The sequence below is a fragment of the Pyrinomonadaceae bacterium genome, from assembly GCA_036277115.1.
Taxonomy (GTDB): domain Bacteria; phylum Acidobacteriota; class Blastocatellia; order Pyrinomonadales; family Pyrinomonadaceae; genus UBA11740.
Genome location: DASUNM010000024.1, coordinates 296,293 through 318,797, shown reverse-complemented (window position 1 = coordinate 318,797; position 22,505 = coordinate 296,293). Strand labels below are relative to the sequence as shown.

General features: G+C 56.7%; 23 protein-coding genes. 14 read left to right on the top strand and 9 right to left on the bottom strand.

Annotated features, from left to right (window positions below; genetic code table 11):
* Positions 1–34 precede the first annotated feature (34 nt).
* Positions 35–316, top strand: a complete 282-nt coding sequence (locus VFX97_14895) for a DUF2277 domain-containing protein (protein HEX5704485.1) — start codon at positions 35–37, stop codon at positions 314–316.
* A gap of 132 nt (positions 317–448) precedes the next feature.
* On the opposite strand, the gene VFX97_14890 is transcribed toward VFX97_14895, so the two are convergent.
* The 6 genes from VFX97_14890 to VFX97_14865 all read right to left on the bottom strand — a co-directional run bounded on the left by VFX97_14890 (position 449) and on the right by VFX97_14865 (position 5,976).
* Positions 449–1,882, bottom strand: coding sequence for an amidohydrolase family protein (locus VFX97_14890; GenBank protein HEX5704484.1), 1,434 nt, complete (start codon positions 1,880–1,882; stop codon positions 449–451).
* A 189-nt stretch (positions 1,883–2,071) separates the two neighbouring features.
* Complete coding sequence (locus VFX97_14885; GenBank protein HEX5704483.1) at positions 2,072–2,515, bottom strand: nuclear transport factor 2 family protein; 444 nt, start codon at positions 2,513–2,515, stop codon at positions 2,072–2,074.
* 135 nt (positions 2,516–2,650) lie between these two features.
* Positions 2,651–3,556, bottom strand: a complete 906-nt coding sequence (locus VFX97_14880) for a prolyl oligopeptidase family serine peptidase (protein ID HEX5704482.1) — start codon at positions 3,554–3,556, stop codon at positions 2,651–2,653.
* Positions 3,557–3,626: 70 nt separating this feature from the next.
* Positions 3,627–4,598: a hypothetical protein gene (locus VFX97_14875; GenBank protein ID HEX5704481.1), complete on the bottom strand. Its 972-nt coding sequence runs from the start codon at positions 4,596–4,598 to the stop codon at positions 3,627–3,629.
* 305 nt (positions 4,599–4,903) lie between these two features.
* On the bottom strand, positions 4,904–5,350 hold the full coding sequence (locus tag VFX97_14870) for a nuclear transport factor 2 family protein (protein HEX5704480.1): 447 nt from the start codon (positions 5,348–5,350) through the stop codon (positions 4,904–4,906).
* Positions 5,351–5,484: 134 nt separating this feature from the next.
* Positions 5,485–5,976: a GNAT family N-acetyltransferase gene (locus tag VFX97_14865; GenBank protein ID HEX5704479.1), complete on the bottom strand. Its 492-nt coding sequence runs from the start codon at positions 5,974–5,976 to the stop codon at positions 5,485–5,487.
* A gap of 330 nt (positions 5,977–6,306) precedes the next feature.
* Here VFX97_14865 and VFX97_14860 point away from each other — a divergent pair, with 330 nt between their 5' ends.
* The 4 genes from VFX97_14860 (at position 6,307) to VFX97_14845 (ending at position 10,168) form a co-directional block, all read left to right on the top strand.
* A complete protein-coding gene (locus VFX97_14860; protein ID HEX5704478.1) occupies positions 6,307–8,334 on the top strand; it encodes a S9 family peptidase in 2,028 nt (675 codons plus the stop codon).
* Positions 8,335–8,351: 17 nt separating this feature from the next.
* Positions 8,352–8,813, top strand: a complete 462-nt coding sequence (locus VFX97_14855; protein ID HEX5704477.1) for a hypothetical protein — start codon at positions 8,352–8,354, stop codon at positions 8,811–8,813.
* Positions 8,814–8,831: 18 nt separating this feature from the next.
* Positions 8,832–9,260, top strand: coding sequence for a hypothetical protein (locus VFX97_14850; GenBank protein ID HEX5704476.1), 429 nt, complete (start codon positions 8,832–8,834; stop codon positions 9,258–9,260).
* Positions 9,261–9,418: 158 nt separating this feature from the next.
* Positions 9,419–10,168 carry a DUF2071 domain-containing protein gene (locus VFX97_14845; protein ID HEX5704475.1) on the top strand — a complete coding sequence of 250 codons (750 nt, stop codon included), beginning with the start codon at positions 9,419–9,421 and terminating at the stop codon, positions 10,166–10,168.
* 46 nt (positions 10,169–10,214) lie between these two features.
* On the opposite strand, the gene VFX97_14840 is transcribed toward VFX97_14845, so the two are convergent.
* The gene (locus VFX97_14840) at positions 10,215–11,003 is read right to left on the bottom strand and encodes a class I SAM-dependent methyltransferase (protein ID HEX5704474.1); all 789 of its coding nucleotides are present in this window, start codon (positions 11,001–11,003) and stop codon (positions 10,215–10,217) included.
* 6 nt (positions 11,004–11,009) lie between these two features.
* Positions 11,010–12,164, bottom strand: coding sequence for an ATP-grasp domain-containing protein (locus VFX97_14835; GenBank protein HEX5704473.1), 1,155 nt, complete (start codon positions 12,162–12,164; stop codon positions 11,010–11,012).
* A 156-nt stretch (positions 12,165–12,320) separates the two neighbouring features.
* On the opposite strand from VFX97_14835, the gene VFX97_14830 reads away from it, so the two are divergent.
* The 9 genes from VFX97_14830 to VFX97_14790 all read left to right on the top strand — a co-directional run bounded on the left by VFX97_14830 (position 12,321) and on the right by VFX97_14790 (position 21,947).
* Positions 12,321–13,955, top strand: coding sequence for a 4-coumarate--CoA ligase family protein (locus VFX97_14830; GenBank protein HEX5704472.1), 1,635 nt, complete (start codon positions 12,321–12,323; stop codon positions 13,953–13,955).
* A 49-nt stretch (positions 13,956–14,004) separates the two neighbouring features.
* Positions 14,005–14,397 carry an SgcJ/EcaC family oxidoreductase gene (locus tag VFX97_14825; protein HEX5704471.1) on the top strand — a complete coding sequence of 131 codons (393 nt, stop codon included), beginning with the start codon at positions 14,005–14,007 and terminating at the stop codon, positions 14,395–14,397.
* Between the two features lie 100 nt (positions 14,398–14,497).
* Positions 14,498–15,922, top strand: coding sequence for a diaminopimelate decarboxylase (lysA, locus tag VFX97_14820; GenBank protein ID HEX5704470.1), 1,425 nt, complete (start codon positions 14,498–14,500; stop codon positions 15,920–15,922).
* Positions 15,923–15,993: 71 nt separating this feature from the next.
* Positions 15,994–16,404, top strand: a complete 411-nt coding sequence (locus VFX97_14815) for a four helix bundle protein (GenBank protein ID HEX5704469.1) — start codon at positions 15,994–15,996, stop codon at positions 16,402–16,404.
* 3 nt (positions 16,405–16,407) lie between these two features.
* The gene (locus VFX97_14810; protein ID HEX5704468.1) at positions 16,408–17,904 is read left to right on the top strand and encodes an amino acid permease; all 1,497 of its coding nucleotides are present in this window, start codon (positions 16,408–16,410) and stop codon (positions 17,902–17,904) included.
* A gap of 24 nt (positions 17,905–17,928) precedes the next feature.
* Positions 17,929–18,876 carry a serine hydrolase gene (locus tag VFX97_14805; protein ID HEX5704467.1) on the top strand — a complete coding sequence of 316 codons (948 nt, stop codon included), beginning with the start codon at positions 17,929–17,931 and terminating at the stop codon, positions 18,874–18,876.
* Between the two features lie 12 nt (positions 18,877–18,888).
* Positions 18,889–19,767: a phytanoyl-CoA dioxygenase family protein gene (locus VFX97_14800; GenBank protein HEX5704466.1), complete on the top strand. Its 879-nt coding sequence runs from the start codon at positions 18,889–18,891 to the stop codon at positions 19,765–19,767.
* Between the two features lie 57 nt (positions 19,768–19,824).
* On the top strand, positions 19,825–20,322 hold the full coding sequence (locus tag VFX97_14795) for a biopolymer transporter ExbD (GenBank protein ID HEX5704465.1): 498 nt from the start codon (positions 19,825–19,827) through the stop codon (positions 20,320–20,322).
* A 113-nt stretch (positions 20,323–20,435) separates the two neighbouring features.
* Positions 20,436–21,947, top strand: a complete 1,512-nt coding sequence (locus VFX97_14790) for a Do family serine endopeptidase (GenBank protein HEX5704464.1) — start codon at positions 20,436–20,438, stop codon at positions 21,945–21,947.
* A gap of 71 nt (positions 21,948–22,018) precedes the next feature.
* Here VFX97_14790 and VFX97_14785 read toward each other — a convergent pair whose 3' ends face one another.
* A complete protein-coding gene (locus VFX97_14785) occupies positions 22,019–22,354 on the bottom strand; it encodes a hypothetical protein (GenBank protein ID HEX5704463.1) in 336 nt (111 codons plus the stop codon).
* Between the last annotated feature and the right edge of the window lie 151 nt (positions 22,355–22,505).

The window sequence follows — 22,505 nt, the reverse complement described above, 5'->3', positions numbered from 1 at the left end:
GGATTAATCCCAATCAGGCAAGGACCTAAAGATTATGTGTCGCAATATCAAAACCCTGCACAACTTCGCACCACCAGCCACTGAAGACGAGGTTCGCGCGTCGGCAATTCAGTTTGTGAGAAAGCTCAGTGGCTTTAACAAGCCTTCAAAAACCAACGAAGCCGCTTTCAATCACGCAGTCGATGAAGTCACCCGAGTCGCTACCGAACTTCTCGACTCGCTCGTCACCAACTCACCGCCGCGTGATCGCGAAGTCGAAGCCGCCAAGGCCCGCGCCCGCACGGCGCTTCGCTTCGGCGGGGCGCCGGCAGTGTGACCTATAATGGCTGGCGTCGTAGGATAGCGGTTTCATTCAATGCAACTGTTCAAAAGCTTTCTTCGCGTGAGACGCGAACTTAACGTGCTGTTAGCGGTTGCGCTAGCTATAGTGCTTAGTATGGACCGAGGCCTACCTCACCCCCACCAATCCCTGCACACTCAGAATCAGCTTCTCTGTGTCATAGCCAATCCCGTCTTTGAAAACGATCTCGACGTTTTCGATGTCGGTGATCTTCAGAGCGGGGTTGCCTTTCACGATCATCAGATCGGCTTGCTTGCCCACTGCGATTGAGCCGATGCGGGAATCTTCCCCCATGAACTTCGCGCCGTTGAAGCTCGCAATCTTGATTGCTTCCACGGGAGTGAAGCCGGCTTCGACCAGCAACTCAACCTGGCGCAAATCGCCAAAGCCGGCGACGACGCCGCCGTTCCCGGTGGGGTCGAGCCCGGCGATCAGCAAACCACCGGCGGCGACAAAGGCGCGCTCGAATTCCATCGTCTTGCGAACCAGGATTGGCGTCGGCGAATCGGCAGAGATGCGCGCACGCGCGTTCAGGTAACGCACGCGCGCGTCGTGATTCATCACATTCAGCACGCGTGGATTCAGGACGGCACTGGCGGCGCCAATTCCGGTTTGGGTTAGTGGCGCACCCGCTTCGAACACGGGCAACGTCGACGTGATCGCCACGTTCTTCGCGACCAGCACCCGAATCGTTTCCTTCACCGGCTCGCTATTGATATCGAGTGTGCGCAGACTCTGGGAGACGCCACTGGGACACTTGTCGGGCTGCTTATTCGGAACGTATTCAGAGTTCGCGAGCAGGCCGTGTTCGAGATTGTCTATGCCAATCTCAGCCGCTTCGCGATAGCCGACTGAACACAGGTGGCCGGTGACTTTCAGGCCGCGCTTGTGCGCTTCTTCCACGGCCGCGCGCAACTGTTCGCGCGTGATGTTCATGTAGGCTTTGAAAGAAGTCGCGCCCTGGTCGGCCCAGTAGGTCACCAGCCGCCGCGCGTCCTCCGCGTCCTTGAGCTGACGCATCACCGGAGTGAATGCGCCGGCGCCTTCGAGGTAAGGCGCGGTGACGTGCATCTTCGGCCCGATCATGCGGCCGCCGTCGATCAGCTTCTTAATTTCCAGATCCAGATGAGGCTGGACGCTGCCGGTGGTGCGAATCGTCGTGACGCCGAGCGCGAGATAGAGCCGCGGAAAACTGGTGCCCATGTTCGAATACATCGGCGGCGAACCACCCATGGGAAAGAACATGTGATTGTGCATGCCGACCAGACCGGGCAGGACCGTGTAGCCGTTCAGATCGACAACCTTGACGGTGCCGGTCACCTTCGCATCGTCGGCCGGACCAACCCACTCAATTTTTCCGTCGCGAATGACGATGGTTTGGTTTTCGCGCGCCGGTGCGCCCGTGCCGTCGATCACGCGCACGTTGGTCAGCGTGATGAGCGGCGCGTCATAGCGAATGAATTGTTGGCGATCGGATTGCGGTTGAGCGGAAGCACAAAAACAGAGTGTCAGCAGCAGAAGGCAGGCAGATGTGGTTTTCATGAGCGGGGATTATAGAGTCTTCGTGGCTCTCCGTGGAACTTTGTGTCTCCGTGGTTAATGGCGGGGTTCACCACAGAGTCAGAACCGCCTGCGGTAGCGGGCGGTTGATCTTGGATTCGGCACAGCCCAATCAGGTAACATCAATCACCCGTCACCGCAGGTGGTTCTGACAGGCGCTGCGAACACCTTTCACCGTCCAACGGACGGCATCAGGATGCTGACGATCTTCCATTCACCGTTTAGCTTGAGCAGAGAGAGATATTGCGCGTGCCGCAGTTCTGCGTGCGGGCCGTCGAGCGACAAACGGTCAGTCTCGACCTTCACCACGGCGCCATTTGCAAAGATATCTATATTGACGATCTTCTGACGAGGAGCGCGGGTTGTGGCTCCCTTTGGCATCTTGCCAGCGGGCTTCGAGGTCGCCGTCGTGACCAGCTTCCCGTCCGCATCTACTCCCAGGATCTTGGCGCCAGAATCTACCACCCGCGCGACCTTGGCGCGGTCTTCTTCGTAGAGATAGGTTTCGACGGCGATTTTGATCGCGTCATGTTCGCTATCGGAAGTCTGAGCACGCACTTCCGCGAGGCCGGCAAACGCCACCAGCGAAAGAAGAATCGCGGATATGACTTTCATGGGCGAAAATTATAGAAGTCACGGAGAGGATTTCAACCGGTGGTGAGCCTGGTCCAACCTCCAAGGTCCAACGTCCAAGGTCCACGCAAAGGACGACTTTGGACTTGGACGCGGGACGTTGGAGCCGCTGCCTACCTATTGGATGACTTTCTGTTTACGTAACCAGTCAACGATGTCGGGCCAGTATTTCAAGTGCTTACCCGTAGAGTAGTGCTCAAGGTTGTGATTTCCGTCCGGATAAACTTTCACGGTGAATGGTGATCCCTTCGCCTGAAGTTCAGTGACAATCCTCGCGCTGCGTTGCGCAGGTATGTCTATGTCCCGCTCGCCGTAAAGCCAAAGGGTAGGAGTCCTCATGCGCGTGAGAAGCGGGAGCGGCTCATATCCAGCCGGCCCGCTGTAACTGTTCAATCTCTCTTCTATCTGCTCGACATTGAGTCCCGAACCGGCGCGAATTCCTTCGCCCGTGAGCGAGCTGAAATACATTTCAAGACCGTAGGATGTTGCCGGTCCCGAGAGAATCACGCTGAACGGGATGTCCGGCTGGACGTCGCACGCAATTGGGATGATCCAACCGGCCTGGCTCCCGCCGAACAGTCCGACGCGGTTGGGATCGACCATGGGATGCTTTTTAAGAAACGCAATACAAGCCAACACATCGTCCGCGATCGCGCGAAGTTGTGGTTCGCTGGAATCAGTTCTCACCTCTTCGAAGCGACCGTTTGACTGACCTACGCCCGGCTTGTCATAGGTGAGAACCACGACGCCTTCCGGCACAAGGTTGCGCCAGACGATCGTCAGGTCCTGTGCCTGGCGAGGCCCGGAGCTATGCACAGCCACCACGGCCGGGAACGGGCCTGAGCCCCAACGCGGAAGTGAAACGGTGGCAGCCAGTTCAGCACCGCGAGAAGAGATTCTGACTTGTTCGTGACGAACTGTGTGGAGGCCGGTGAGGTAGGCGTAAACGCCGAACGCCGAACCCAAAAGCAGCAAGGCGATTATGGCCAGCAGCTTTTTAGTCCGGCGTTTAGGCGACTTCATTCAGTGAATCCTGCGACTTGAGCCGCAAGTTTTCAAGAGTCAGTCCGCCGCAAAGGACTGAATCCAGCGATCAAATGATTACCGTACGAGCTCGGTTGCGCGGCGGTCGTGGCGGCCGCGGCGCCCTCGACACGCCGTGTTTCTTTTGCACCAGGCTTTCGACGGTCAACGGAACGCCTTCGCCTTTCGCCTTCCGGATAAACTCGCCGTTGATATTGAAGATGCGCAGCTTCACAACTTCTTCTATGGAAAGATCCGTTAGACCCTCGTTGCGAACTTCGGCAACAAATTCAGGTGTCACCTTGAAGATGCTCATCTTCACCAGGTTTTCAAATCCCTGATTAGCAAAGCCCATCTCCGTGGCGCGTTTCACAAAGGCAGCATCGATTTTGAAGATGCGCGCCTTGACCAACTCTTCCATACCGAGGTTCGGGAAGCCGGTCGACTTCATTTCGCGCATGAACGCGCTATCGATCTTGAAGATGGCCGCTTTGAAGAGATCGCCAACATCGAGGTTGGGGAAGTTTGCTGAGCGCAGGTCGTCAGCCAGCGCCGTGTTCACATTCAACACCGCGGCCGTGAAGAGTTTTTCATCGAGCGAACTTTCCTGTTTCGACTTTGATTCGTGCTGAATGCCTGATTGCTTTTCAAAGTCGAACCCGCGCGTCTTCATCGCGGCGAGAAAACCCGTGTTGCCGATGAAGCGGTACGTGCCGGTTCCCTTCTCGTTTACAAAAGTGCCTTCGCCTTCGATCGTGCCGGCTTCGCGCGTCAGCCTGAAGCTTACGGGCCCGCCGTTCAGCACCTGTTCCCGGTTCAAGCCAATTTCGGAAAACTCAAAGGTGTGTCCGATGCTGTGATTCCATTTCTTCTCGCCATCGGTTTCGCGACGCATCGCGAAATTCAGGTTGACCTTGGATTTGTCTTTAACGAGCGAACCCTTCCACTCGCCGGTCAACGATTGGGCTGAGGCGCTCAGGCCAATCACACCCAGCGCGACGAATAAACTCAGGGAAAGGACTGTCAATTTTCTATTTGGCATTGGAGATCTCCTCGGTTACAGGAATTGGACAGACACGAGTTCTCTTGTAAAAACGCGCCGACTCGGGCTTAGTTCCCTAAAACTTGGCCATTTATCCCTGAAAAGTGTCCATTCCCCTGAAAGTGCCCTCATCCGCCGGTTACTTGCTACCGAGACCCATGGGGTCGATGGTGCTAATGTGTTTTCCTCGGTGCCGCCCCTGTGTCTCTATGGTGTTGTTTTTGCTGAAGATAATTTCACCACAGAGAGACAGAGCTCGACAGAGTCTCACGGAGACTTTGAAATTATTGCAACGCCCTTTGAATCTACGGTTTTGTTTTCGGCGCAGCGTAGAAGACCTTGTTTACGATTTTCCACTCGTCGCCGACTTTCAGCAGCGACATGTAGTCAGTGAACGTCACCGCCGGATAGTCGAGAACGATTTTGCCGACTCCTGCGTTTCCGGTGATCTCAACACTCTCGATCCGGCGTTTGCGTTGGGCTTCATCGGGCGCAGGTTTGCCGTTGAAGCGGGAAGCAAACTCTTCGGCCGTGAGATTGGTGAGCTTACCGTCGCGAAAAGCCATTATCTTCGCGTCGGTATGAAACGCCTTGCGCATGAAATCGCCGTTGCCCGTGGCGTGTCCCTGGATGTAGTTCTCGAGCGGCACGCGCGCCGCCGCGTCGGACTCCGACTGCGATGCACGGCTGGTCCCAGCCACCAAAGCTACGGTTCCGAGAATTGCGACAAGTATGATTCCTAAAATCTTCATAGAAACTCTCCTTCATATTTCACGTGACGTATTACAACCCGGAGGGTTGACAGAAAGTAGCCGGTTTCCGGTGGTCTGCGACCACCGACTACTCTCTTTCAGCCCTCCGGGCTGAAGTTTCAAATCTCTAAACCTCAACCTTCCGGCGCCCACTCCATCTGAAAATGCGTGCCGGTTTCGCTGATGCGCTGAAAGCCGAGGCGCTCGAACAGTGGAACGGCGCGGCTGAAGCGAATTACCTGCAAACGCAGTGGCTTCTTTTGCCGCTTCGCCTCGCTCTGTAGTTCGCGCAGCAATTGCGCGCCAATGCCTGCGCTGCGATGGCGCGGCTGTAAAGCGATATCTACGCAACGGATTTCGTGCTCGCGCGGCTCAAACACCAACCGGCCGATGGGCTCGCCGTCTCGCATAATGATTTGATCCACGGGCCGCCGGTATTCGTTCGCATGAAAACGCTGCTGCGCTTCATACTGCATGTCGAGGAATTCGCTCACGCGCTCCTCTTCCCAACCAAGCCCGCGCAAATCGTCGCCGCGGCTGCTCTTGTAAAGCGTGAGCAGGAACGGCGCGTCTTCCGTGGTCACCGGACGCAGATTGATCGAGTTCGCCGAGGTCCCTTCTGACATCGCCCGCGATTCTAATCGAAGTGATCGGATTTGAATACGGCGGGAGGCTGCTCATCTGCGTGAGTTCAAGTCTGACGTTGCATTGCAGACTGCCGTAGCCTTGTTTGCGTGGCGCTGAGCTTGGGGCAGTAGCCCGACTGTAAAGGAGGGCTCCAAACGCGTGATGTAATGAGCCCTCCCTAACGGTCGGACTACTGCCCCGCGTCGACTCGCGCTAATCTCCATCAGCATTGCGCCCTACGCACTTCCCGCGAGTCGCAAAGGCCAAATAAAAGTGACATAATGCGGGCGCTTTCCCAGGACAAATCAATTTATTCGGAGAGAGGTTTTATGAAGCGTTCTCTTGGTATTTTTGTGACTGTGCTGGTGCTCGTGTCTGCGGTCGTCGCGCAAGGGCAACGGTTTACCATCGACGATCTGATGAAGGTGCGGCGCCTCAGCGACCCGCAAGTTTCGCCGGACGGTCGTCAGGTAGCGTTCGTAATTGGTGACGTGCAGTTCGATGACAACCGGACCGTCAATCAGATTTACGTCGTGCCCATCGGCGGTGGCGAGCCGAAGCAACTGACCAAAGGCGGAACTTCTTCGAGCCAGCCGCGCTGGTCGCCGGACGGAAAAAAGATCGCTTACGTCACCGGTGGTCAGATTTGGGTGATGGACGCCGACGGCGATGACAAAGAGCAAGTCACAAAACTCTCCACGGGCGGTAGCGGGCCGGTTTGGTCTCCGGACGGCAAGTGGATCGCGTTTGCCTCGGACGTTTATCCGGAGTGCAACGACGACGCCTGCAACCAGGCGAAAGAAGACGCGGCTGAGAAAAGCAAAGTTAAAGCGCACATAACCGATCGGCTGCTGTTCCGTCACTGGGTTGAGTGGCGCGATACGAAGCGGACGCACACGTTCATCATTCCGAGCAACGGCGGCACTGCGCGCGATCTGACACCGGGCGATTTCGATGCGGCCCCGTATGCGGTCGCCGGCGACATCGATTATTCGTTTTCGCCTGACTCCAAAGAAGTCGCTTTCCTGAAAAATCCGGACAAGGTCGAAGCCATTTCGACGAACAGCGATGTTTGGGTCGTTTCGGTGAATGGTGGCGCCGCGCGAAATATCACAGCGCAGAACCGGGGTTACGAAGACAGTCCGATCTATACGGATGATGGCAAATCAATTCTCTATCGATCCCAAGCCACGGCTGGTTTCGAAGCTGATCGCTGGCGGCTGATGAGCTATGACCGCGCGACCGGTACGAGCCGCGAACTCCTGCGCGGATTCAATCTTAGTGTTGAGGACGTCGTGCCGTCTCCCGACGGAGGCACGATTTATTTCCTCACCGGTGAACGCGGACGTCACAACGTTTACAAAGTTCCGGCCAGCGGTGGCGCTCCCCAAAAAGTGCTGAACAACGTCTTCGCTACCAATCTGGGAATTACCTCGGATGGACGCACGTTGGTGTTCGCGAACAGCACGCTGGCAGCGCCGCCCGATGTTTACCGCGCGAATGTCGACGGCAGTGGCTTGACGCCAATCACGCGCGTGAACGCGGACGCGATGTCTCGTGCGGATATAAAACCTGCCGAAGAAATGGAATGGACAGGCGCGCTCAATCAAAAGGTGCACGGCTTTCTGCTCAAGCCGCGCAACTTCGACAGCACCAAGCGCTATCCTTTGCTCGTCCTGATTCATGGCGGACCGCAAGGCGCCTGGAACGACACGTGGAGCTATCGCTGGAATCCGCAGATCTTTACCGACGCGGGTTACGTTGTGTTCATGCCGAACCCGCGCGGCTCGACCACCTACGGCCAGCAATTCACAAACGAGATCAGCGGCGATTGGGGCGGCAAAGTCTTCATCGATCTGAAAAATGGTATTGCTGAAGTTCTGCGTCGCAACTCGTACGTCGATCGCAATCGCATCGGCGCCGCGGGCGCGTCATACGGCGGCTACATGGTCGATTGGATTCTCGGTCACAACACCGATCCGCGGTTCCGCTTCAAGGCCCTCGTGTCACACGCGGGCGTTTACAACCTGACCAGCATGTACGGCGCGACCGAAGAACTCTGGTTCCCCGAATGGGAATTCAAGGGGACTCCGTGGACTAACAAAGCCATGTACGAGCGGTGGTCGCCGCACAACTTTGCCGGCAACTTCAACACGCCGACGCTGGTGACGGCGGGCGAGCTCGACTATCGCGTGCCTTACACGGAAAGTCTGCAGCTTTACACGGCGCTGCAACGCCGCAACGTGCCGTCCAGGCTGCTGATGTTTCCGGACGAAGGTCACTGGATTCTTAAGCCGCAGAATTCAAAGCTGTGGTACAACACGGTGCTGGATTGGCTGGATAAGTACCTGAAGTGAGGTTGCTCGAGTAAGTTATGGCAAAACGTACCAAACGTATTCTGATCGCAATTGGGGCATGTTTACTCCTATTTGCCGTTGGAGTGGTGGCGGCGGGAGTCGGCCTGGCGATTTATGGCCACGGTCAGGCCGTCATATCAGGCAATGAAGAAGCTACCGCGATGAATCTCAAAACGATCTCCCACGCTCAGGTCCAGTACTACACCGAACACGGAAACTTTGGCACGTTCGACCAATTGGTTGAGACAAGCTTTCTCAGTCAAAGATTCGCCGGAGCTAAGCCGATTGTTTATGGTTACGTTTTTGATCTGAAAGTAAGGCCGGCCAGCGCGGGCCAGAAATCGACGTTCACGGTAAACGCGGATCCCGAAAGTCGTGAGACGGGAACCAGGCATTTCTATATCGACGACACAGGCTCCACCATCCACGTCAATCGAGATCGACCGGCAAATGCCAATGACGCACCTCGTGTAAGATAAGGCTCGGGAGATACGCTTATGCCTGGCTGGCTCAAAGTCCTTCTAATCATCCTGATGGTTGGGATTCTGTTGGTGGTCGGCGTTATTGCCGCCGGCGGTATCTGGTTCTATCGCAACAAGGACGCGTTGAAGGGGAAGCTCGATAACATCACCACGGAAGCGCGCGACTTTGGCAAGAACACGGACAATCAGGGCTGTGTTAACGAGACAATTTCGCGCTACAAAGCTGAGAAGGGATTTACCTCAGCCATGTCGAACGCGATTTTCGTGCGCATCTGCCTCGACAACAGTCGCGAGACGCCGGGGTTCTGTGAAAGCGTGCCAAAGCAAAGAGAGTTCATGAAGACCGCGCAATGGCGGAAGGAGCAATGCCAGCAGGCCGACCTGGCAGGTGATAGCTATTGCGAGAGTCTCTTCACCCCCGTTCAGCAATTCTGTGAAAAATAGTCTGGAAGATGAGTGGTCGGGTCAGTGTCCGTACCGGGAGCGGACCGGGTCCCCGCGCGGGCAGCCCGCGTGGGGTGGTGGATGCGACCGGATCAAGAAAAAAGCATTACGTTGACTCCTGATCCCGTCGCTACCGCTCCGGATACTGACACACAACCATGAAAGATCGAAAATACCTCACCGACCTCGAGCGTCTCGCGATCCGCGAGCGCCCCAGCGGCCAGCCTTTAATGCATCAGACCTGGGGCAAGCTCCTCTTCATGCATTGGCGCATTGAGGAAAAACTTTTGCGTCCGCTGATTCCGGAGCAACTTGAAATTGACACTTTCGATGGCACGGCGTGGATCGGAATCATTCCCTTCACGATGTGGGACATTCGCGCGCTCCCGCCGTTCGTGCCGCCCGTGCCGGGTTTAAGTTCGGCGCATGAACTAAACGTCCGCACTTACGTTCACTACGATCGCGTGCCCGGCGTCTGGTTCTTTTCGCTCGACTGTAACAGTGTCGCAGCGGTGCTGGCCGCCCGCGCGTTTTATCACCTGCCGTACTTCAACGCGGACATCGATCTCGAACAGCGGAGTAAGACGATTGATTACGCGCTCGAGCGCACCGATGAACCGCCCGCGCGTTTCAAAGGCTCGTGGAATGTCGGCAAGACGGTTCCCTACTCTCATCCCGGCTCGCTCGAGTTCTTTCTAACTGAACGCTACTGCCTGTATTCCGAAGATGATGGCGAGCTCTACCGCGCGCGCATTCATCATCCGCCTTGGCCTTTGCAGAAAGCCACGATGAACGCCTATTCATCTACGATGATCGAAACGTTGGGATTGCCTTCGCCTTCGGGAGAGCCGGTGTTGAATTACGCGGAAGAGTTGGAAGTGGACATCTGGGGGATTCACCGGGTATAGCTACGCGGGCCTCCGGCCTGCTTAGCACGCCAGAGGCGTGCGTACCTCAGACACGGACTTCCGACACCACAAACAATTCACGCGAGCCAAGCTTGAACGGCTCACTCTTCAGCGAACCGAAGCAATTCAAAATCTCGAATCCCGAGCGCTCCAGCATCCTGCGAATTTCCGCGACTGTGTAAATCCAGTGCTTCGCTTTGCGTGAGTCGGTCTCGCCGTTGCGCTCAAAGATGTATTCGCTGTCGACGCAGCTTTCCTCAGCGACGTATCGTTCTTTAATCGTCATGACGATGTCGCCCATTTCGTGACAACTCTGCTCTTCAAAATCCGGCAACACGGATTCGGCAGCCATTGCGGTGTTGACCAGGAACCGTGCACCGGGTTTTAGAGCACGCGCGATGCCGGCCAGAAACTGCTCCATGTCGGCGTACTCGAGAAATCCGAAGCTGTTTCCGAAGCAGAACGCGCCATCGTAAACGCCAAGGCCCTCGATACGCCGCATGTCGCCTAGAATGAACTCAACTGACGCGCTGAGGTCAGAACCACCTGCGTTAGCGGGTGGGTTTGTAAGTTCAGCCGTGCGCGCACGTGCCTCTTCTATAAACTCCTCCGCGAGATCTATCCCGGTGACTCGATAGCCACGATTCGCCAACTCAAAAGCCAGCCGGCCATTGCCGCACGGGACGTCCAGTACGCGCGCGCCCGGCTCACACTTCAGGTTTTGAATCAGGAAGTCAGCTTCAGCCGTTGCCTGTTCCGGAGGAATCGCCCGGCGCCAAAGGTCGAGCGTGATACCGTGGAAAAAAGTTTCGAACCAATGGGGCGGGACGGACATGGGGAATCACTCAGGCCTCTCAAGCGGCGGCAGTACGGCGATGAAATCGTTTTCGAAGCGACGCGCGTAATCGTTGAGTAGCTCAGTCACGCGCTCCTCGCTCTTCGAGCGCACGATCAATCCGGCGTGATGCTTTTTCTTCACCCGATAGGCGATCTCCGGATCATCATAGGCTGACGTGTCGGGAAACTCCTGCTTCGCGAGCGAGAGAACGATCCCGGCGTGTTCCCGGCGCGGGCGCAAACGTGTTCCGTGACTGGCGCCGTTGACCTCGAGCTTCGCCCATTCGCGCCACAAATTTATTCCCGAAGCCGCCTCTAAAACGTCGGCAATGTAGGCGCCGCCGACGCGCGAGGCGATCTCAAGAAAATAGAACTCGCCATCGGCTTCGCTCTGGATGAATTCGGCGTGCGTGGCTCCGATCTCCATGCGCATCGCTTTGATCAAGCGTCGATTAATCTCTAACAGTTTTTTCTTTTCGCGCGAGTTGTGCGGAATAGTCTGCGAAATGTACGCGCCGCCGCCGTGAGCAACTTGCAAAGGCGGCCGGCCATATTTGTTCACGCCGGCGAAAGCGACACGTCCATTGCTGACCAGCGAATCCACGTGAAAGACTTCGCCCGGGATGAAACGCGCGAGCACGTGATACGAAGCCCGCTCGCGCAAAGCTTCGCGCTGGTTCAGTTCATCAATGGCCTTCCAGGCGTCGTCAGCGTTGTCGAGTTTGCGAATGCCAATCGCGGATACATCCGAACGAGGCTTCAAAACCCACGGTGGCGGCACCCGCTTCAGGTACTCGGCAATCTCATCGTGGTTGATGGCCGGCACGAACTCGGGAACTGTCAATCCTGCTTCGCGCGCTTTACAGGCCATCGAATACTTGTCGCGGAACGTTTTCGCGATTGAGCTACTCATGCCCGGCAGGCACAAGTGCTCGCGCGCCAGTGCCGCCACGACTACGTCAAACTCTTCCAGCGCGACAATGCGATCGGCCGGACGCGTCTTCGCGAGGTGGGCCACCAGATCGAGAAACAACTCGACCGGCGCATCGTTCGGCAGCGCGAACACTTCATCCAGCACCTCGCGCGGCCAATCCTCGTTCAGCATCTTCTCTTTCGTGACGAGGATGACGTTGCAGCCCTGCGCCTTGCACTCGGACATAAAGTCGCTGCCCTTGAAAAAGGTCGCGAAACAAATGATGTTAAGTGGTCGGTCAGCGCGGGCCATGATTTGAGTTGCGACACTATACATCTTTGCTGCCGTTTGGTCAGCAGAATCGTGTATAGTGGCGCGGCTTTCGTCTTGGAGTGCGGCGGCTTGACGCCGCTTTCTAAAGCCGATGCGCAAAACAAAGCGCCGTCAAGCCGGCGCACTCCGAACATGATTTTTCGCGGACCATATCCTGACGTCACGATCCCTGAAGTTTCCCTCACCGATTTCATCTTCGGCTCGACGCAGCAGATCAAAGACAAGCCGGCGCTTATCGACGGCCCGAGCGGCCGCGTGCTCACCTACGGACAACTAGAGGACGCAGTCCGCCGCGTGGCCGCCAGCCTGGCGCAGCGAGGATTCAAGAAGGGTGACGTGCTGGGGATCTTCAGCGTTAACTGTCCCGAATATGGCGTTCTGTTTCATGCGGTCGCCATGCTCGGCGGCATCAACACGACACTGAATCCGCTGTACACCGCCGAAGAGGCCGCGGCGCAACTGAAGAATGCGGGCGCGAAGATCCTGGTGACCGCGCCGCCATTCATTGAGAAAGCGCGCGAGGCAGCCGTAACCGCAAACATTGAAGAGCTGTTTGTGTTTGGCGAAGCGGAAGGCGCGCAGCCGTTCGCGGCGCTGCTTGAAAGCGACGGCAATCCACCCAAAGTCGAAATCAATCCCCGCGAGGACCTGGTGGCATTGCCTTATTCCAGCGGCACGACCGGTTTGCCAAAAGGCGTGATGCTCACGCATCACAACCTGGTGGCGAACATGCGTCAGATGGACGGGCTCGATTACTTTAATCGGGACGACGTTCTGCTTTGCGTGCTACCGCTCTTTCATATCTATGGTCTCGTCGTCGTGCTCAACATGGGCCTGCATATGGGCGCGACCGTGGTGACGATGCCGCGTTTCGATCTCGAACAGTTCCTCGACCACATTCAAAAGTATCGCGTGACGCTTTCGCACATCGTGCCGCCGATTATTCTGAAGCTGGCGAAGGATCCGGTCATTGACAATTACGACTTCTCAACTTTGAAGACCATCTTTTCCGGGGCCGCCCCGCTGGGCGCCGAGTTAACGCGCGAATGCATCGCGCGCATCGGCTGCACCATTCGCCAGGGTTATGGTATGACTGAGACCAGTCCCGTGACCCACAGCAGTCCGGCTGATTCGTCAAAGATGAAGCTGGGCTCGATTGGTCCGCCCGCGCCCAACACTGAATGCAAACTCGTCGATCCGGCGACCGGCGCTGAACTTGGTCCGAATGAGGAAGGCGAAGTGTGCGTGCGCGGTCCGCAGGTGATGATCGGCTATCTCAATAATCCTGAGGCGACCGCGCGCACGATTGACAGGGATGGCTGGCTGCACACTGGGGACATCGGTTACGCCGATGAAGACGGGCACTTTTACATCGTCGATCGCGTTAAGGAACTGATCAAATACAAGGGATTCCAGATAGCGCCGGCGGAACTCGAGGCCGTGCTTGTAACGCATCCGGCGGTTGCTGACGCGGCCGTCATTCCCTTCCCGGACGATGAAGCGGGCGAAGTGCCGAAAGCGTTTATCGTGCTGAAGACCGAGGCCTCGCCTGAAGTAATAAAGGACTACGTCGCCGCTCGCGTCGCACCGTACAAGAAGATTCGCGAGATTGAGTTCATCGATCAGATTCCGAAGTCGCTTTCAGGAAAAATCCTGCGTCGCGTCCTCGTGGAAAAGGAGCGCGCGAAAACACAGCCCGGCTGAGCGGTGCGCGCGCGTCTCGCGCGCAATGCAGATACGCGGAGAAGAATTGATGTCCGAACAGGTTGACCCGGAAAGAGTCTCACGCGCCGTGCGCGCATACTTCTTGGCGATTCGCGCCATGGACCCGGAAGCCATCGCCAACACTTTCGCCGCAGACGGCACGACTTATGATCCGGTGGGCTCGCCAGGCGTCACCGGACGGGATGCGATTCGCGAATTCTTCAATTCCATCTTTAAGAACTTCAAGAGCGCGGCTTTAACCGAAGATTCCATTTTCGTAGCCGGCGATGGCGCAGCCGTTAAGTGGACAGGAAAAGGGACGAGCGCGAACGGCAAGAACGTGAACTTCGAAGGCGTCGACGTGTTTGAAGTAAACGCAGACGGAAAGATTCAAACGGTGCGCGCCTATTGGAATCCCGCAGAGATGATCGCGCAGTTGTAAGCTGCGAAGTTTTAAATTCCAGGTTTCAAGTCTTAAGTTTGACCGGCGAACTTGAAACCTGAAACTTTAAACTTGAAACTGAACTCTTATGCCATCAGTAATGACAGCGCCTGCCTGGACGATTCCAGGATTTCTCGAAGCGCGCGAGAACAATCACCTTTTCATTAGCGGCGTTGACGCCACCGCGCTCACCCACAAATACGGCTCGCCTCTGTTTGTCTTTTCTGAGCCGCGCATTCGCGCCAACATCGCACGTCTGCAGGCGGCGGCAAAAACAGTCGATCGGCCCATCAAGTTTTGCTACGCCTCAAAAGCAAATTCCAACATGTCCGTGCTGGGCGCCGTGCGCGACGCAGGCATCGACATCGAAGTGAATAGCGGTGGCGAGCTCTTTAAGGCCCTGCGCGCCGGTTTTCGTCCCGACCAGATTATCTTCAACGGCACGAGCAAGACGGATGAAGAACTGGACGAAGCAGTGCGTGCGGGCATCTACGCCATCAACGTTGATTCGATTTACGAGATCGAGTTGGTCGAGGACGCCGTGCGGCGCGCGCGCTCGGAATTGAACTCAGGTCTGCCGCCCGCGCGAGTCGCGCTGCGTCTGGTGCCGGAGATTGGCACACGCTCGCATCTTGGATTACAGACTGCGTTGCTGACTTCAAAGTTTGGCATCTCTTCGTCAGAAGTGCTCGACGCGTTTCGACGCGGCTTACAGCATCCCGATCTGGTTCATGTTTGCGGCATTCACATTCACGTGGGCTCGCAGACGCCGGACGTTGAGCCATTCGCCGAAGCTTTCAAGAGCATGTGGAACCACCTGATGACGATTTATCGCGAGACCGGCCACACGCTCGAGCACATCAATCTGGGCGGCGGCATTCCGGTGAATTACTTACGCGACCGATCACACTCTGATGAATTGCCGGAACATGAGCGCGACATGCTGGGCGCGGACCTCGAACCCTCGGCTGTTTTGACTGAGGCGTTGCGCGTGGCTCGCGAGTCCGCACGCGATGTCGAGGCGGAACATCTGCTCGATAAAGTCACGATCCTCTTAGAACCGGGGCGTAGCATCATTGCGGACACGGGAGTCCTGCTGACGAAAGTCCGCAACATCAAACAGCGTCCGGAAACGGGCGACGTGTGGTTGCTGACTGACGCGGGCTACAACCTGCTTTTGTCGATGAACAATTACAAGTGGTATTACCACCTGGTTTCGGCGTCGCGTGCGTGTGATGCGCTGGATGCGCAGTACAAAGTCGCGGGTCCGCTATGCGATTCCGGTGATGTTTATTTCGACATCGAACGACACGGCCGCCTGCCTGACTACCGCCGGCTGCCGCTCGAAGTGAAGCCCGGCGAAGTGCTCGGTCTATTGAATGCGGGCGCGTACTCGTTCTCGCAAATGTTTCCGTACAACGGCCGGCCACTGCCCGCGGCGGTGATGGTGCGCGCCGGGGGCCAAGCGGACGTAATTCGAAAGCGGGACTCGTACGAAGATCTGCTATTTAACGAGGTGTGGTAACTAAGTTTCAAGTTCCAAGTTTCAGGTTTCAAGTTAAGACTGGCATTTTCATCCTTCTCCCGAGGTGTTCTATGTCAACGTTTAAGAGATTTGAGGACATTGCTGCCTGGCAAAAGTCTCGCCAACTAACGAAGGAAATTTACGGATTGACGTCGCAGAAAGAGTTTTCGAGAGACTTCGCCCTAAAGGATCAAATCCGCCGCGCAAGTGTCTCAATAATGTCGAACATTGCGGAAGGTTTCGAGCGAAATGGTTCCGGCGAATTCACCCGCTTTTTAGCTATCGCAAAAGGATCAGCAGGAGAAGTCAGATCCCAACTCTATGTAGCGCTCGACCAATCGTATATAACTCGAGACATCTTCTCCACGCTAAATCTTACTGTCACTGAAATCAGCAAGATGCTGGCTGGTCTCATGGACTATCTGAAAAAATCCGGTCTGAAAGGAAAGGTTCAAGGAGCGAACTTGAAACTTGAAACTTGAAACTTGAAACCTACTAACGGTCAATTAGTGCGCGGCTTGACGCTGATCGCGGCGATGTCAGTCGTCGTCGGCAACGTCATCGGCACGGGCGTCTTCCTCAAAGCGCGCGTGATGACTTGCAACGTCGGCACGCCGGGCCGAGTCCTCGGAGTGTATGTAATCGCCGGGCTGCTTTCGCTGGCGGGCGCGCTCAGTTACGCCGAACTGTCCGCAATGATGCCGCGCGCGGGCGGCGAATACGTCTTCATGCGCGAAGCGTACGGCCGGCCATGGGCGTTCCTGTACGGCTGGATGTCATTCTTCATCGGCAAAGCCGGTTCGCAGGCTGCGCTCGGAGTGCAACTCGCGCTTTTCCTCAACACGATGATCGGCGGACGCCTCGGCGGCGATTTCTTTTCCGCAAATGTGTTCGGTTACGCGATTCCCTTCGGCAAGGTTCAGATCATCGCGCTTGCTTCAATCCTGATCGTCACCGGAATCAATTGTCTGGCCGTGAAAGTCAGCGGCGGCGTCGCTTCGATTCTCTCTGCCGTCAAAGTCGCGCTCGTGCTGGTCATCGGCATTGGCGCATTTCTGTTGGCCGACGGCGCAGACTGGTCGCATCTGACAATGGCGAACGCCGGGGGGACTTGCCAAAACGTGAGCGCGGCGGCACAGATTGGATTTGGCGGATTCATGGCGGCGATGCTCGGCGCGCTTTGGTCTTATGACGGTTGGAACAATGTCACGCTCGTTTCCGGCGAAGTGCAGAACCCGAGCCGTAATCTTCCGCGCGCGCTGATTGGCGGCACGCTTCTGATCATGGCGCTTTATCTGTTTGTGAATCTTGCGTACTTCTACGTCATGTCGCCAACTGATGTCGCGAGCGTTTCGACCAGTTCGTCGGTAGCTACCGAGGTTGCGCGCCGGTTCCTCGGCCCTGTCGCGATTACATTCATTGCTGCGGCGTTACTCTCTTCATCATTCGGCACGCTGCACACATCGATTCTGACGGGCGCGCGCGTACCCTACGCGATGGCGCGCGACGGACTGTTCCCCCGCAGCCTTTCACACGTCTCGCCGCGCACGCATGTGCCGACTGGCGCACTAATCGTTCAGGCAGTTTGGGCTTGCATCCTCGTTATCGTCTTTTCATCCTCGTTCGACACGCTGACGGACTACGCGATCTTCGGGCTGATGATCTTCTACGTGCTCTGCACCGCGGGCGTGTTTGTGCTGCGCCGCAAGATGCCGGACGCCGAGCGACCTTATCGCGTGCTGGGTTATCCGGTGGTGCCGATCCTCTTCATCTTGTCCGCTACTTTGATTTTGGCGAGCACGCTTCTCGGCGCGCGTGGAGACTTTGTAAGCGGGTTGAGTTCGATCGCGAGCGGTAACGTGCTCTCAGGCCTTGGCGTACTCGCTCGCAATCCGGCGATCTCCGGCGTCGTCTTGATCGCTGCCGGACTTCCCGTTTATTGGCTATGGACGCGTTTGGCTCAACGCGGCCAGGGCGAATAGCTTCCCCCTTTACAGGTAACAACAATGAAACGCATCAAAACTACCGTTGTTTTGTCACTTGTCTTAACCTCTTTACTCGCCCGTCCCCAGAGCGGCCCGGCGCAGGCGCCGCCAAAACCGCAGACACCGCAGGCTCTGGTCGATGAAGCGGCGCGGGTGACGCTGGCTAAGTTCGCGGACAAAAAGCTTACTGAGAGTCAGCTTTCGATCACGTTGATTGACCTGCGCAATCCGCAGAAACCCGTGACCGCGAGCTTCCGCGGTAACGAACGAATCTATCCCGCCAGTGTCGTGAAACTGTTTTACTTTGCTGCCGTGCACCGGTGGCTTGAAGACAAGAAGATTCAGGAGACCGACGAACTCAAGCGCGCGGTGCGCGACATGATTGTCGATTCGGGCAACGAAGCGACGCAGTACGTCCTGGATGTCCTGACGCAGACGACGAGTGGTTTCGAATTGCCGCCCAAGGAAATGGAAGAGTGGCAGCACAAACGGAATGCGGTGAACCGTTACTTTACGTCGCTCGGCTACACGAACATCAACATCAACCAAAAAACATTCTGCGAAGACGCGTATGGGCGCGACAAAGTCTCGCGCGGCCCGAAGGGCGAGAACAGAAACAAGCTCACGACTGATGCGACCGCGCGTCTGTTCGCGGAAATCGTGACCGGCCGCGCCGTCACCCCAGCCCGCAGCGCACAAATGATGGAACTCCTGAAGCGCGATTACGCCGGCGCGACGAAAGACCAGGATGATCAAGGGCATGGATTCACCGGCATTGCTTTAGAGGGCATCGCCGGTGCGAAACTCTGGTCAAAAGCGGGCTGGACGAGCACCACTCGTCACGATACCGCTTACGTCGAGTTGCCCAACGGCGCGAAGTTTGTGCTGACGGTATTCACCGAAGGTCACTCGAACGAGCGCGAGATCATTCCGACCGTGGCGCGAGTTGTGATCGATGGTATGAAGTGATGCGTTAGCGCCATGACCTCGGATCTCTCAAAGCGTCACCGGCCCGTCACGGATCTATTCGCGCTGCCATCGCGGGCCGATGATTGGAATCAGTACCGCCTCACTGACGATCAAATTCAGTTCTTTCACGCCAACGGCTACCTCGCCGGCATCCGCGCCCTCAACGACCAACAGATCGAAGCGCTGCGGAGCGACCTAACAAAGCTGGTCGATCCGGGCCATCCGGGCCATCGTCTCTTCTACGAATTTAATTCAAACGAATCGACGGATCCTTCGACGGTGCTTTTTCACGCGTTGGGTGCGTGGCGAATCTCGCCCGGCTTTCACGATCTGCTTTGGAACCCGGCGGTCGTGATGCCTGCGTCGCAACTCATCGATGGCGCAGTCAGATTTTGGCACGACCAACTTTTCTGCAAACCGGCCGCTCATGGCGGCGTGGTCGCGTGGCATCAGGACTACTCGTATTGGACGCGGACGCGGCCGATGGCGCACTTGTCGTGTTGGATCGGCCTCGACGATTCAACCGTTGAGAACGGCTGCGTTCATTACGTCCCCGGCAGTCATCTCTGGAATCTATTGCCAGTCACCGGCCTCGCGAACGACATGAACGCGATTCAGTCCGTGTTGAGCGCCGAGCAGAAGTCACAATTTAAGCCGGTCGCAATTGAACTGAAGGCCGGCGAATGTTCTTTTCATCATCCGCTGATGGTGCACGGCTCGTTCGAGAATCGCAGCCACCATCCGCGTCGAGGCGCAGTTCTCAACGTGTTTCGCGATGGAGTGTGTTCAGCTTCCGACACTCCTCTTCTCCAGGGCCTGCCGCCAATTCCGTCCGGCGAAAAGATCGACGGGCAATTCTTTCCGCTTCTGTTCGATCCCCTTGCCAGTTGAAAACGGGAACCTCTCTGTCACGCTTGTGTCTAAGTAGAAGATCGGAGGACACACCGAATGCTAACGAACGCCTCGACAGGTGAGAGGGATAACTCTGCCAAACCCAACATCAATGTCACACCGTTAATCGATGTTCTGCTGGTGATGCTAATCATCTTTATGGTGGTATCGCCGCTGAAGCCCTCACGGTTTTTAACGAAGACGGCTTCCCGGCCGGACGAAACGCCCGCCGAACCGCCGAAGCTGGGACTAGTCGTGACGATTAACCGCGACGGGACGCTCCTGCTCAACCGCACGCCTAACATGGGCTCGGTGTTTGACACAGCTAAGTTGAGCGGGGCGCTTCACGATGTTTTCGAAGAGCGTCTGCGCAATCGCGCCTTCCGTTACGAATTGCGCGATCGAAATGATTTGCCCGACAACGATCGCGTAGAAAAGACCGTTTTCATTAAGGCCCCGCGCGCGATTCTCTATGCTGACGTCATGCGAGTGCTGGATGCTATCAAAGGCGCCGGCGCTACGCCGGTAGGTTTACAAATTGACGATCTGAATTAACATCCACGGACCCACCGCGACTGGCTGGACCTAACTACTCCCCCTAATCTCTCATCTGTTAGAATCGGGCTGCATACTTCTAAATTCATAAAATCGTTCCGGGGAGATGAGTTATGACATCATTGGGCCTTTCGCGTTCAGTTCTTCTATTTCGCCAACCGATTGCGACTAAGTTCGGCGTCGCCGCAATAGCGGTATGCCTCTCAGTTTCTTCAGCCGCCTGCAAAGGCTCGCAGGGTGCGCCGGCCATAAATTCGGCGCCCGTGGCAGACGCCCCGCCGCAGAACTCCTATGCGGACGCAGTCGCGCGGGTGGCGCCGGCAGTGGTGACGATTAAAGCGAACAAGCGCGTGCGGCGCTCGCAACAATTTCCGTTTCTCGATGATCCATCGCTACGCGACTGGTTTAACGATCGGCGGCGCGATCAGCAGCCGCAACAACCACGCGAGTCGCTCGAGCGCGCGCTTGGTTCAGGAGTAATTGTCAGTGCGGATGGCTACATCATCACAAACCATCACGTGGTCGACGGCGCCGAAGACATCAAAGTAGACCTGACTGATGGTCGCACCCTTGATGCGAAGCTCGTCGGGTCAGATCAGCCGAGCGATATAGCAGTGCTTAAGGTGACGCAAACGAGCCTTCCGTTCTTAGCCCCGGGCGACTCAGACAAAGTTCGCGTCGGCGACGTGGCCCTGGCGGTCGGGAATCCGCTCGACGTCGGTCAAACGGTCACGATGGGCATCATCAGCGCGAAGGGCCGTTCGACGCCGGGAACCGGCAGCGGCAACTTCGAAGACTTTCTCCAAACTGACGCGCCGATTAATCGCGGAAACTCCGGTGGCGCGCTCGTAAACACAAACGGCGAATTGATTGGCATCAACTCGCAAATCATTGGCGGTCTGTCCGGCGGAAACATCGGAATTGGTTTTGCCATTCCTTCGAACATGGTGCGCTCGGTCATGGATCAGCTCATCAAGACGGGAAGCGTGCGCCGCGGACAGTTAGGCATTAGCGTGCGCCGAGTTGATTCGGACATGGCGCAAAGCCTCGGCATGTCTGAGACGAAAGGCATCATCGTCAATGAGGTCTTCAAAGCCAGCGCCGCCGAACGCGCCGGAATTCGTCAGGGGGACGTGATCACTGCGCTGAACGGCTCGACGGTGAATGAAAGCAATGCCTTTCGAAATCTAATCGCAAATATGGCGCCGGGCACGCAGGTGACTTTGACGCTCATCCGCGACAGCCGCGAACAAAAAATCACGGCGACGCTGGGAGAGTTCAAACCTGAAACCGCGCGTAACGAACAAGAAGAGTCGATCAAACCCGGCTCAACGAATCAAGGAAAACTAGGGCTGACCGTGATGCCATTGACAGCGGAAATAGCTTCAGAGTTGAGCCTGCCCGCGGGCACACAGGGCGTCGTCGTCGAGACTGTGGATGCGGCGGGGCCGGCGGCTGCGGCAGGGTTGACGCGCGGTGACGTGATTCAGGAAGTAAACCGGCAACCGATTCGTTCCGCAGTGGATTTGAGCGGCGCCATCGAGAAAGCCGGAAATAGACCTGCGCTGCTGCTCATCAATCGGCGAGGCAGTCCGGCATACGTGACGGTGAGGCCGCGGGCGTAACCCGCATCTGAAGATGCTTTCCGAGTCCGACAGGCTGAGAAGCTTGTCGGACTTTTTTGTGATCGAAAGAATTAATATCGGGGCGGCAAGTATGCCGGAGGTTGCTGAGGCGCGAAGTATCCTTGACTCGCAAAATCGAATCCGCAAAAACCGCAGAGACGCGCGTGCGCGTGAGACGATTGCTGACAAGTCGGATTCGGACAGCGTCGCAACGGCGGAAGGCAAGCCATCACGATCAATGTAATCAACAACCCTACCGGATGAACGGCGAACCAGAACCAATGCGGCGAACGATTCTTGCGCCTCGCCATGTTCACTCCCAGGACGATCAGCCCGACGTAAACAGTCAGGACAACCATCGAAATCACCAACACCGCAATTAGGCCAACAATTTCGTCGTCTCGCATGTTCGAGTCCCTCTCCCGGCTGCCGTCTCGCGATAACCCCGCGAGATTTGTGACCTTCTATCCAGTTCGCGCACCTTTGTCAACGGTCCCCGACCCTTGAAAGTTTCAGTTCGAACGTTTATGCTGCGTTTCACCGATAGGACACGATTGC

What these genes read in the sequence shown, in the direction of transcription:
- VFX97_14895 (HEX5704485.1), top strand. Translation starts at nt 35, where the DNA reads ATGTGTCGCAATATCAAAACCCTGCACAACTTCGCACCACCAGCCACT.
- VFX97_14890 (HEX5704484.1), bottom strand. Translation starts at nt 1,882, where the DNA reads ATGAAAACCACATCTGCCTGCCTTCTGCTGCTGACACTCTGTTTTTGT.
- VFX97_14885 (HEX5704483.1), bottom strand. Translation starts at nt 2,515, where the DNA reads ATGAAAGTCATATCCGCGATTCTTCTTTCGCTGGTGGCGTTTGCCGGC.
- VFX97_14880 (HEX5704482.1), bottom strand. Translation starts at nt 3,556, where the DNA reads ATGAAGTCGCCTAAACGCCGGACTAAAAAGCTGCTGGCCATAATCGCC.
- VFX97_14875 (HEX5704481.1), bottom strand. Translation starts at nt 4,598, where the DNA reads ATGCCAAATAGAAAATTGACAGTCCTTTCCCTGAGTTTATTCGTCGCG.
- VFX97_14870 (HEX5704480.1), bottom strand. Translation starts at nt 5,350, where the DNA reads ATGAAGATTTTAGGAATCATACTTGTCGCAATTCTCGGAACCGTAGCT.
- VFX97_14865 (HEX5704479.1), bottom strand. Translation starts at nt 5,976, where the DNA reads ATGTCAGAAGGGACCTCGGCGAACTCGATCAATCTGCGTCCGGTGACC.
- VFX97_14860 (HEX5704478.1), top strand. Translation starts at nt 6,307, where the DNA reads ATGAAGCGTTCTCTTGGTATTTTTGTGACTGTGCTGGTGCTCGTGTCT.
- VFX97_14855 (HEX5704477.1), top strand. Translation starts at nt 8,352, where the DNA reads ATGGCAAAACGTACCAAACGTATTCTGATCGCAATTGGGGCATGTTTA.
- VFX97_14850 (HEX5704476.1), top strand. Translation starts at nt 8,832, where the DNA reads ATGCCTGGCTGGCTCAAAGTCCTTCTAATCATCCTGATGGTTGGGATT.
- VFX97_14845 (HEX5704475.1), top strand. Translation starts at nt 9,419, where the DNA reads ATGAAAGATCGAAAATACCTCACCGACCTCGAGCGTCTCGCGATCCGC.
- VFX97_14840 (HEX5704474.1), bottom strand. Translation starts at nt 11,003, where the DNA reads ATGTCCGTCCCGCCCCATTGGTTCGAAACTTTTTTCCACGGTATCACG.
- VFX97_14835 (HEX5704473.1), bottom strand. Translation starts at nt 12,164, where the DNA reads ATGTCCGAGTGCAAGGCGCAGGGCTGCAACGTCATCCTCGTCACGAAA.
- VFX97_14825 (HEX5704471.1), top strand. Translation starts at nt 14,005, where the DNA reads ATGTCCGAACAGGTTGACCCGGAAAGAGTCTCACGCGCCGTGCGCGCA.
- lysA (HEX5704470.1), top strand. Translation starts at nt 14,498, where the DNA reads ATGACAGCGCCTGCCTGGACGATTCCAGGATTTCTCGAAGCGCGCGAG.
- VFX97_14815 (HEX5704469.1), top strand. Translation starts at nt 15,994, where the DNA reads ATGTCAACGTTTAAGAGATTTGAGGACATTGCTGCCTGGCAAAAGTCT.
- VFX97_14805 (HEX5704467.1), top strand. Translation starts at nt 17,929, where the DNA reads ATGAAACGCATCAAAACTACCGTTGTTTTGTCACTTGTCTTAACCTCT.
- VFX97_14800 (HEX5704466.1), top strand. Translation starts at nt 18,889, where the DNA reads ATGACCTCGGATCTCTCAAAGCGTCACCGGCCCGTCACGGATCTATTC.
- VFX97_14795 (HEX5704465.1), top strand. Translation starts at nt 19,825, where the DNA reads ATGCTAACGAACGCCTCGACAGGTGAGAGGGATAACTCTGCCAAACCC.
- VFX97_14790 (HEX5704464.1), top strand. Translation starts at nt 20,436, where the DNA reads ATGACATCATTGGGCCTTTCGCGTTCAGTTCTTCTATTTCGCCAACCG.
- VFX97_14785 (HEX5704463.1), bottom strand. Translation starts at nt 22,354, where the DNA reads ATGCGAGACGACGAAATTGTTGGCCTAATTGCGGTGTTGGTGATTTCG.